This is a genomic window from Moraxella oculi, from assembly GCF_023336735.1.
GTDB lineage: Bacteria > Pseudomonadota > Gammaproteobacteria > Pseudomonadales > Moraxellaceae > Moraxella > Moraxella oculi.
Map to the genome: position 1 here is coordinate 1 of NZ_JAMBAQ010000025.1, position 9,041 is coordinate 9,041.

The 9,041-nt window shown below is 42.0% G+C and carries 9 protein-coding genes; 6 read left to right on the forward strand and 3 right to left on the reverse strand.

Going from position 1 to position 9,041, the window contains the following annotated elements; genetic code table 11:
- Window positions 1–169 precede the first annotated feature (169 nt).
- Window positions 170–1,456 carry a glycerophosphodiester phosphodiesterase family protein gene (locus M2R47_RS08625; protein WP_249102057.1) on the forward strand — a complete coding sequence of 429 codons (1,287 nt, stop codon included), beginning with the start codon at window positions 170–172 and terminating at the stop codon, window positions 1,454–1,456.
- 137 nt (window positions 1,457–1,593) lie between these two features.
- Window positions 1,594–3,744: a M3 family metallopeptidase gene (locus tag M2R47_RS08630; protein WP_249102060.1), complete on the forward strand. Its 2,151-nt coding sequence runs from the start codon at window positions 1,594–1,596 to the stop codon at window positions 3,742–3,744.
- A gap of 51 nt (window positions 3,745–3,795) precedes the next feature.
- Here the strand turns inward: M2R47_RS08630 and M2R47_RS08635 are convergent, their stop codons facing one another.
- The gene (locus M2R47_RS08635; protein WP_249102063.1) at window positions 3,796–4,362 is read right to left on the reverse strand and encodes an NUDIX hydrolase; all 567 of its coding nucleotides are present in this window, start codon (window positions 4,360–4,362) and stop codon (window positions 3,796–3,798) included.
- Window positions 4,363–4,460: 98 nt separating this feature from the next.
- Between M2R47_RS08635 and M2R47_RS08640 the strand changes: the two genes are divergently transcribed.
- Entirely contained in the window at window positions 4,461–5,123 is a 663-nt protein-coding gene (locus M2R47_RS08640; RefSeq protein WP_249102075.1) for an NUDIX hydrolase, read from the forward strand.
- A 65-nt stretch (window positions 5,124–5,188) separates the two neighbouring features.
- Here the strand turns inward: M2R47_RS08640 and rsfS are convergent, their stop codons facing one another.
- Together rsfS and nadD are read right to left on the reverse strand one after the other, a co-directional pair.
- Window positions 5,189–5,572 (reverse strand): ribosome silencing factor, encoded by a 384-nt coding sequence (rsfS, locus tag M2R47_RS08645; protein ID WP_249102093.1) that lies wholly within the window; start codon window positions 5,570–5,572, stop codon window positions 5,189–5,191.
- A 42-nt stretch (window positions 5,573–5,614) separates the two neighbouring features.
- Window positions 5,615–6,262: a nicotinate (nicotinamide) nucleotide adenylyltransferase gene (gene nadD / locus M2R47_RS08650; RefSeq protein ID WP_249102095.1), complete on the reverse strand. Its 648-nt coding sequence runs from the start codon at window positions 6,260–6,262 to the stop codon at window positions 5,615–5,617.
- Window positions 6,263–6,482: 220 nt separating this feature from the next.
- On the opposite strand from nadD, the gene M2R47_RS08655 reads away from it, so the two are divergent.
- The 3 genes from M2R47_RS08655 (at window position 6,483) to M2R47_RS08665 (ending at window position 8,934) form a co-directional block, all read left to right on the forward strand.
- Window positions 6,483–6,836: a hypothetical protein gene (locus M2R47_RS08655; protein ID WP_249102098.1), complete on the forward strand. Its 354-nt coding sequence runs from the start codon at window positions 6,483–6,485 to the stop codon at window positions 6,834–6,836.
- Between the two features lie 314 nt (window positions 6,837–7,150).
- Window positions 7,151–8,290, forward strand: a complete 1,140-nt coding sequence (locus M2R47_RS08660; RefSeq protein ID WP_249102100.1) for a cupin domain-containing protein — start codon at window positions 7,151–7,153, stop codon at window positions 8,288–8,290.
- A 290-nt stretch (window positions 8,291–8,580) separates the two neighbouring features.
- A complete protein-coding gene (locus M2R47_RS08665; protein ID WP_249102102.1) occupies window positions 8,581–8,934 on the forward strand; it encodes a hypothetical protein in 354 nt (117 codons plus the stop codon).
- Window positions 8,935–9,041 lie beyond the last annotated feature (107 nt).

Below are 9,041 nucleotides of genomic sequence, written 5' to 3' on the forward strand. Positions count from 1 at the left end.
GCTAATGTTAAAAACTGATCTTAAAATAAGATTGGCTTAACAGCAAACATAACACGACTTACTAAGTCAAAAACCCCTGCCTAAGATGGTGGGGGTTTTTTGGTTTGATTGTCATCAAACCATCATAAAAATCCTTTAAGATTGCCATAGGATTTTTATGGAGTTATGTATGAATCTACCTAAGCGATCATATTGCGTTGTTGCTTTTGCCGCATTTTCAATGATGACGGCATGCCAATCCACACCAAGCCCATCACCTGTACAGCACAAAAATGAACTTGCCAGTCCTACCATAAGCTATGGTGTTCGCCCTTTTTATTTGTTAGATGATATGGATGAGGGGCGATTAAAGCAAGAGTTGAAAAGCTGTCAGGGCCAAGCGCCAAAGCGTACAGAATTCTCGATCGCACATCGAGGCGCTCCTCTACAATTTGCTGAACATACTGCTGAAAGCTATATGGCAGCCAACAGGCAGGGTGCTGGGGTTCAAGAATGCGATGTCGCTTTCACAAAAGACCATCAGCTGGTATGTCGTCATTCCGATGCTGATTTGCATACCACAACAAATATTTTACAAACCCCACTTGCCAGCAAATGCACCCAGCAATTCACACCTGCTGAGTTTGATGCTACAGGCAAGTTAATCAAAGAAGCCTCCGCCAAGTGCCTGACCTCTGACATTACTTTGGCGGAATTCAAGACCTTAAAAGGTAAGCAGGATGCCGCCAATCCCAAAGCAAAAACCGTAGAGGAGTATGTCAACGCAACTCCTGCCTTTCGCACCGACTTATATGCTCAAAATGCCACTTTAATGAGTCTTGATGAAGCCTTACTTTTGTATAAAAAAATGGGGGTGAAAGTAACGCCAGAGCTGAAACGACCGACCATCATACCTCATCAGGGTTATACTTATGATGATTATCGAGCAGATCTGATTAAAGCGTTAAAAAAAGCAGGTCATTCACCTAATGATAGTATTGTGCAGTCATTCAATCTTGATGATTTGATCTATTGGGTTGAGCATGATCCTGACTATGCTAAGACAGCGGTGTTCTTGATGGAGGAGGACAACAGTGCTAAAGATGGTAAAAATTTTGACCCAGAAAATCCTGCCACATGGAAACATGACTTAACACGACTAAAGCAGCAGGGCATTCAAAACCTTGCTCCTGCCACTTGGATGCTTGTGACAAATAAAAATGGTGAATTGCAAATGAGTGAGTTTGCTAAGCAGGCTAAGGATATTGGATTTGGTTTGATCACATGGACGGTTGAGCGTTCTTATCCGCTATCATCAGGAGGTGGGTGGTATTATACAGGCATACAGGATATTACGAATAATGATGGCGATATGTACCGACTGATTGATGTTCTGCATCAGGATGTTGGAGTTAAGGGCATATTTTCAGATTGGCCTGCCAGTGTGACATACTATGCCAATTGTCGTGGCATTTGACTTTACCCAATACCGCCTTGTTAGGTGGTATTTTTTCGTAACAAAAATCTTGACTTATTGATGGATTTTGCATAAGCTAATTATTTTTTTAATCTACTTAAAAGTTAACTGACGGCATGGGCAAATAAGGAGATTTTATGAATCGTCGTGGTTTTTTGCAGTGTGGTTTGGGCGGCATGTTCATCATGAGCCTTCCCAAATTTGGTGTTGCCAATCCATCAATACCAGTGCTTAATGAGGCACTGGCAAGTAATCCGCTACTAAACTTTGAGGGACTGCCTGATTTCTCACTGATTGAGCCTAAGCACATCAAACCTGCTGTTGATTATGTCATTGAGCATGCGACCAATGTCATTGAAGCATTAAGCGGTCAAAATCATATTACTTGGCAGAATTTCTATGCACCTTTAGAAGATGCCCAAAATAAGCTTGATCGAGTATGGTCGACGATCAGTCAGTTGCATTCTTTGAATAATTCAGAAGATCTCCGAGAGGTCTATGATGATGCAGAAGAGTCTTTGGTGGAGTTTGGTACTTGGTCTGGCATGTATCGACCATTGTATGATGCTTTTAATAAACTTAAGCAGGGTGCGGAGTATGCTCAGTATTCTCGTGCCCAAAAGAAGGCGATTGATAATGCGTTGCGTGATTTTAGGCTATCGGGTGTAACGCTAGAAGGGGAGGATGCTAAGCGTTACGCTGAAATTTCTGCTCAGCTATCAAAACTGTCCACAGAATTTAGTAACAATGTGCTTGATTCGGAGATGGGTTTTGAAATTTTGATCGATGATGTTCACAAACTTTCTGGATTGAGTGAATCTGCTTTATCCAAAGCCAAGCAATCAGCTGAATCCAAAGGCAAGTCTGGTTATCGTTTTGGGTTGGATTATCCAAGTTATTCCGCCATCGTTACCTATGCCAATGACCGAAAGTTAAGAAAGCAGATGTACCAAGCGTATCGCACTCGTGCTTCTGATCAAGGCCCTAACGCAGGCAAATGGGATAATACTGCCATCATGAATGAGATGGCTTCGTTGCGATTGGCAAGTGCCAAATTACTAGGATTTAACTCGTATGCTGAATATTCGCTGGCAACAAAGATGGCACAAAGCCCAGCACAAGTTCTTGGTTTTTTGAAAGATTTGTTATCAAAGACTCATGACAAGGCTCGCCAAGAGGTCAAAGAGTTAAAAGGCTATGCCGTACAAAAAGGTTTGTTAAAAGCATCTGATGAGCTGATGCCTTGGGACTTTGCTTATGTGTCGGAGAAGCTCAAACAAGAGCGATACGATGTTGATAAAGAAGCGATTCGAGAGTATTTTCCTATTGATCAGGCCTTGCATGGATTGTTTGAGACGGCTAAGCGGTTGTTTGGGGTTTTGGTGCGTGAGAAGGCAGGAGTGTCGGTCATTCATCCAGATGTGCGTTTTTTTGAAATGTTTCGAGATGGCAGACACATTGCGTCGTTCTATTTGGATTTATTTGCCCGTGAAAACAAGCAAAGTGGTGCATGGCACAGCAGTGTTGTCAGTCGTTATAAAACACTGACAGGGACGGTACAGCTGCCCGTATCGATGATTGTCTGCAACTTCTCAGGCGGTAGCGATGATAAGCCTGCTTTGTTGTTGCATGATGATGTAGAAACCTTGTTTCACGAATTTGGTCATGGCTTGCACCATATGCTCACAACCGTTGATGTTCGTGCGGTTTCTGGTATCAACGGCGTTGCTTGGGATGCGGTGGAATTTCCAAGTCAGCTGCTTGAAAACTGGACTTGGGACGCAAAGGCATTGACGCTGATTTCTCGACATTATCAAACAGGGGAGACGCTACCTGAAAAACTCATCAATAAGATGCTTGAATCAAAGAATTATCAAGCAGCAACCAGTATGGTCAGACAGCTGGAATATGCTTTGTTTGATTTTAGGCTGCATAGTGAATATCAGCCAAATGATTCAAATGTGGTTGCCAAAATTCGTGAGGATATCCGTCTGAATGTTTCGCTCATGAATGAGCCTGACTGGGTGCGTATGGCAAACAGTTTTAGCCATATCTTTGCTGGTGGCTATTCGGCAGGTTATTATAGCTATCTGTGGGCAGAGGTATTGTCCAGCGATGCTTTCACACGCTTTGAGCGAGAAGGAGTATTTAATCGTAAGACTGGACAAGATTTCGTCGATGCGTTTTTATCTCAAGGCGGATCGGATGATGCGATGGTATTGTTTGAAAAATTCATGGGTAGAGCCCCTGATACTGACGCATTGCTCAAATCCAAAGGCATCATTTAATATTGATGGCATCAATCCAACTGCAAAATCATCTTGCAGTTGGATTGTTCATTAGGATTGATGATGAATGTGTGCTTGGTGCAAAGGATATTGACTAAAATCATCAACATCTTTGCCCAGTGCTGCAATTGCTTGTTTATCAGCCAGATAATATTCGACTGTCTTTCGCACTGTTTCAAAGGCAAGGTTGTCCAAATCAATGTCATGTGGATCAAACAGTCTGCATTCAAGGCTTTCTGCACCCGCTCCAAACACCCCATCTTTGAGGGTTGCCAAGTACATTGCGTGGATTTGCCCCCAATTTGGTAAGTCAAATAAGGCATAAAGCTTGGCATTGACTGCCGTACCTTCCGCTTCTTCTGCCATTTCACGCTTTGCTCCATCTTCCATGGTTTCACCAAGTTCCATGAAGCCTGCAGGCAATGTCCAAAAACCATGGCGTGGTTCTATTGCTCGCCGACACAACAAGATCCGACCTTCATGTGTGGCAAGTACACCACAAACCATTTTGGGATTATCATAATGAATGTGCCCGCAAGCATGGCAAATCAAGCGTTCTCGGCTATCGCCAGCAGGTATGGCATGATGAGCGGGGTTACCGCATTGTAGACAGTACATAAGAATAATATGATTGGAAAATAAAACCAATTTTAGCACATATTTGTCGCCATGATTCGTAATGCTTGACAATTATTACAAAAAAAAGGAATAAACGCATGACCTATGATGCCAAACATACCAATCCGCCACCTTGTTTTAATAATGAGATTTTAACCAAGCTATATCATGCTATGAATGCTGATGATGGTGAGGGGTGCTGCCTAGATGGACATCGACAGTTGAGATGTCAAGAAATTGGTGCAAGTGTTTTGGTATTGCTGACTAACGAATCTGTTCCACGAATGCTCTTAACCAAGCGAAGCCGTCATCTTAAGGCCCATGCAGGTGAAATTGGATTTGTTGGTGGTAAGCGAGATGAGTCAGATGCTAATGCTGCACAAACCGCCTTGCGAGAAGCGTTTGAGGAGGTTGGGTTAAAGACGAATCATGCACACATCATCGGCTATTTACCTTGCCAAACCGCTAAGTCTGGCGTGTCAGTTCGCCCTGTGGTGGCGGTGGTGGAGCCAAGTGAGGTACGGTATTTGGTTGCATCAGAGCTTGAAATTGAGCGAATCATTTGGGAAGAGCTGGATCAATTTATTTGGACGCCGCCCCATGAAATCATCATGTGTTATGACGACCAGCCACCTTTCGCCACCCCTTGTTGGACTTTGGGGGCTGAAATGGTGTGGGGTCTGACAGGACGAATCATTGCCAGTTTGGTGAGAGTTGGTTTTGGGGTGAAATATGACTGGTATTATAGGCTTGTAAAGTGATGAAAATGGCCTCTTTTTTTTGGAAAGGATGATGTAAAAAATCGCTCAATAAGAGCGATTTTGATTCATGCTTTTTGTACTGCCAGTGCTTGCAAAGATTCTGGTGATGACCAAAGTCCTTCCAAGTCATAAAACTCTCTTGCCTGTGGTGTCATGATATGCACAACCACCGCTCCCAAATCAACCAAAGTCCAGTCGCTATCTTTATCGCCTTCACGACCTAGCGGCATCAGTCCTGCCTCCTTGGCTTTGGCACCAAGTTTGTCGGCGAGTGCTTTAACATGACGCTTGGAAGTCGCATTGGCGATGATGATGCGTTCAGCCACTTCAGTCAGATGCTCTACCGTCATCACGGTGATGTTGGTGGCTTTTAGGTCATCTAGGGCTTCTGTGGTCAGATTTACTTGTTCGTCTAGGCTTAGACTTTGGGTGTTGTATTGATTGTTCATATTCTTTGGATAAATTTTCAATGAAACTGATAAAATTTATCATTATATCACAGTTTCATCATAAAGTGCGTGCTTGAGTATGTAGTCTGATATTTTAGGTGGTAGGTATTTGCTTGCCTTAGGGTCTTTATTTGCGATGAGTGTGCGAATTTGGCTTGACGACATGGCGGTGATGGGCGTGCTGTCTTGATAGATTCTGCCATTTTGGGACAAAAATTCACCTAAATCATCCGTTAAATTTTCTAATACTTGAGCGGATAAATCACCAACGGGCTTAAAATCACCGCGCATGAATGCCCAAATATTCACAAAATCCAAAATTTCATCGCCGTCTTTCCAAGTGGGTAAGGTGTGCAAGCTGTCCTGTCCTAAGATAAATATCAGTTGGTCTTGTGGATGGATTTGGCGTAACAACCGCACGGTATCAATCGTATAAATCGGTGGCTTGCGTTCAAGCTCACACATCTCAATGCCAATCGGCGTTCCAGCGGTAGCAAGGTCTAACATGGCAAGGCGATGCTCATCACTGGTGGGCTTACCTTTAAAAGGATTGCCCTTGGTGGGCATAAGCTGTACGCTGACAGGCTTGGTGGTAGATTGGCTGAGTGTGGTATGAACACGCATCGCCATCGCCAAGTGCGATGAATGCACAGGGTCGAATGAGCCGCCAAGAAAAGCACGGATGGTCATGGCTGATTGGGTAAGTGGATTTGAGTTAGTGTAGCAGAAGTTAGGCAGGGTGGCAAATCAAAGACTGCCCATCAAAATAATTGAAATAATGTCTAGAATAATACTCGCAAAGATTAAACTTATGATATATCATATCTGATTAATTGATAATGATTAATGGTATCATTATATTTTATGGATACTTAAAGCATCCTTTGGCATTGATTAAATGGAGTGTATCATGTGTGAATTGTCTTTAAATGAAATTGGTATGGTGAGTGGTGGCGTACACGACGATAAGGGCGGTGGTGGTTCGGGTTCGAGTCTGAGTTTGGGTATGGCTGGTTCCATGGGGGCTGGAGTGTTAGGTGGTGCAGCAAACTATGGGGCTAGCACATTGGCTGGCGGCAAAGAATTTGATATGATGGATGCAGCAGTTGCTGTTAGTGGTGGTGCTTTGAGTGGTTCTGGTTTTGGTATGGTTGCCAAAGGTACGCAAATTGCTGTAAGTAGTATTAGGGCTGTGCAAACAACTAGCAACACTGTGAGGGCGGGAATGGGTACGGGGCAGTATCTGGTACTATTGATGGATTAACACAGGCTGTTGTAAAGACGGCAAAAACCACAAATGCAACACAAAATAGCAATAAAGCTGGAACGAGCTACCATTAATAATGCTGGTAGGTGGGAGTAATAAAATGAACCAAACTGTATTTCTTGTGATTTCAGCTCTTATTTTTGGCACAATTTTTTATGTTGCCTGTATATCCATAGAAAAAGTGTTTGGGTTTCGGAATGAGAATTTTAGAGCATATGTGTGCTTGATTTGTATTGCTTGTATTGTTGCTTCATTTTATTTTTATGAAAATGGCTGGCATTGGTTTTCGTTGTTTTCTAGATGATTGTCTTATGAATAAAAATTTTGAAAAATTAGAATTTCTTGATAATTACCAAGACAAAAAACTATTGTTATCAAAAAAATGTTTTGAGACTGATGGTTTGACTTGGGAGAAAATCAATGAAATTATAGAAAGAAATAACATTAATCCCGATGAGTTTAAAATAGCTTATCAAGGAATTGTAGAAAAACATCATTATTTGGAAACTTATGATGAAGTGGGTATGATTCGCCATCGCCTAATAAAGCCCATCATCTATAATTTACTAAAAAACGGGGCAACTTTAATTGCCAATAGAATTATCAATGAACCTGCTATTGATAAGTTTGCTAGACAAATTGCTCAATTAACAGGTAGACAAACCGTTGCCAGTATGTATGTGGCTTTTGGGGATAAAGATTCTTGTAAGGCACATTGGGATACTCGTGATGTCTTTGCGGTGCAACTCATGGGTAAAAAACATTGGGCGTTATATCAACCCAATTTTGAAAGTCCCTTATACATGCAGCAATCCAAAGATGTCGATGTGCCAGAACCGACCATACCCGACATGGAAGTGGTCTTGGAGGCTGGCGATGTGCTGTATATCCCTCGAGGGTGGTGGCACAACCCTGTGCCGATGGGCTGTGAAACTTTTCATTTGGCAATCGGCACTTTTGCCCCAACAGGCTATGACTACATGGAATGGCTTACCAAGCAAATGCCCAACATCTTACCATTGCGTTATAACTTATCTGATTGGGAAACCGACAAAAACAACATCGCCCAAGCCTGTACCCAATTATCTGCCATGATGACCGACCCTGTTATGTATGATAGGTTCATGCAGGAATTTTTGGGTAATCATCGCCTAGATACTCGCTTTAATATGGAGTTGTTTGGCAATCCCAACAATGATAAGTTGCCACCAGAAAGTAGACTTAGCCTCAATGTGGTAGACATACGCACATTGGATAAAGGCTATCTGATTTCAAATGGCACCAAGATTAATGTGGATGAGCTGAGTAAAAAATTCATCAACATCATCATTAATCACCAACCCATTGCTTTATCGGAAGTATTAACACATTTTGATAAGGCACAACATGAACACATTCAAAAACTTGCTTATGATTTGGCGAATTTTGATATTATGGATGTCCTAAGATAGGTAAAATTATTATTCAACAAATATTGTATTTACAAACTGCATAGGCAAAGTATATAGTTATGATTATTGAAGGTTGGTTAAAGACATATTTAACGATTATTTCTTTTATTTGTATTGTTACACTACTTATAAAGGAAAACACCGTAAAACCACTTGATAATAAACATGTGGAAACATGCAGGGTTATTGTTGGAGTTTCTTTTTTTCTAATGGCAATTCCTTTATTTCCACTATTTTTTCTACAAATATATAGAATGTTTTTTAATTTTTCTTAACCATTGGAGAATGTTATGCGTGAATTGTCTATTCATGAATTGTCTTTTGTGTCAGGTGCTGGATGGCTTAGACCATTGGTAGAAGGAGCGAAAGCACTTGCTAAAAATCCAGTAGCTCAAGGCGGTGCAACTGGTGGTGCAACATACGTTGCCAGCAATGTAGCCGCTGGCAATGATATGACAGTAGCAGGAGCAACTGGTTCTACCGTTGCAGGTATGTTTGGTGTTAGATTTGGTGGCAAATTTACTGCCGCTGTTGCAGGTGCGACGGCAGGTGGATTAGCTGAAAGAAGTGTTAATGGTGTCAATACCATACTTAGACCAGATGATAAAAATCAGGACAAATCAGGCAATTACTACGGTCATTAGTTAAGTCATTTTATCCTCCGTTGCCGTAAAACCACCGACTTCAGGCGGTGGATATAAGGCAACTCCGCAATCATGCTTACGCATGGACGTTGTTTAGTGTGGTGTAT

What these genes read in the sequence shown, in the direction of transcription:
- M2R47_RS08625 (WP_249102057.1), top strand. Translation starts at nt 170, where the DNA reads ATGAATCTACCTAAGCGATCATATTGCGTTGTTGCTTTTGCCGCATTT.
- M2R47_RS08630 (WP_249102060.1), top strand. Translation starts at nt 1,594, where the DNA reads ATGAATCGTCGTGGTTTTTTGCAGTGTGGTTTGGGCGGCATGTTCATC.
- M2R47_RS08635 (WP_249102063.1), bottom strand. Translation starts at nt 4,362, where the DNA reads ATGTACTGTCTACAATGCGGTAACCCCGCTCATCATGCCATACCTGCT.
- M2R47_RS08640 (WP_249102075.1), top strand. Translation starts at nt 4,461, where the DNA reads ATGACCTATGATGCCAAACATACCAATCCGCCACCTTGTTTTAATAAT.
- rsfS (WP_249102093.1), bottom strand. Translation starts at nt 5,572, where the DNA reads ATGAACAATCAATACAACACCCAAAGTCTAAGCCTAGACGAACAAGTA.
- nadD (WP_249102095.1), bottom strand. Translation starts at nt 6,262, where the DNA reads ATGACCATCCGTGCTTTTCTTGGCGGCTCATTCGACCCTGTGCATTCA.
- M2R47_RS08655 (WP_249102098.1), top strand. Translation starts at nt 6,483, where the DNA reads ATGTGTGAATTGTCTTTAAATGAAATTGGTATGGTGAGTGGTGGCGTA.
- M2R47_RS08660 (WP_249102100.1), top strand. Translation starts at nt 7,151, where the DNA reads ATGAATAAAAATTTTGAAAAATTAGAATTTCTTGATAATTACCAAGAC.
- M2R47_RS08665 (WP_249102102.1), top strand. Translation starts at nt 8,581, where the DNA reads ATGCGTGAATTGTCTATTCATGAATTGTCTTTTGTGTCAGGTGCTGGA.